This window comes from Thermococcus sp. M36 (genome assembly GCF_012027355.1).
In the GTDB taxonomy this organism is placed as follows: domain Archaea; phylum Methanobacteriota_B; class Thermococci; order Thermococcales; family Thermococcaceae; genus Thermococcus.
In genome coordinates, this window is record NZ_SNUH01000107.1 from 1 (window position 1) to 516 (window position 516).

1 protein-coding gene is annotated in these 516 nt (G+C 29.1%); it reads left to right on the forward strand.

The window, feature by feature from the left end; genetic code table 11:
• Positions 1 to 256 precede the first annotated feature (256 nt).
• Positions 257 to 516, forward strand: a 260-nt coding sequence (locus tag E3E36_RS11540; RefSeq protein ID WP_206203649.1) for a hypothetical protein, incomplete at its 3' end; no start/stop codon positions are given.

Here is a 516-nt window from a genome sequence, read left to right on the forward strand (position 1 = left end):
TGAGATTAAATTTAAATAAAAATACAGTGTTTACTTGTTAAATACTGATATAATTAGAGTATTGGAAAGTTATTATTTGAGGTAAGATAAGCCAAGTAATTAATAAATGCAATTAACAAAATGGTGTATCCGGTAATTTTCCATTTCAGTTTTCTATTGTCAAACTTGGTTATACAGTTCATATATTTATACAAAAAAGTTTTAAATTGTGTTTGAATATTGAAACCAAAACTTAGCTATGTTAACTGAATTATTGTTGCTTGATATTGAGACAGTACCACAGTATGAACGTTATGATTTAATGAACGATACCTGGCAAAATCTCTGGTGTGATAAAATTTCCAAAACTGTGCCAGAAAATTTTGATGAAGCTGAAACTTATCATAAAAAAGCAGGCATTTTGGCTGAATTTGGAAAAATTGTTTGCATTTCAACGGCTGTATTTGCGGAAGATGAAGAGCATAATTTAACGCTGAGAATAAAAAGCTTTTCAGGTAATGACGAAGCAGATGTTTT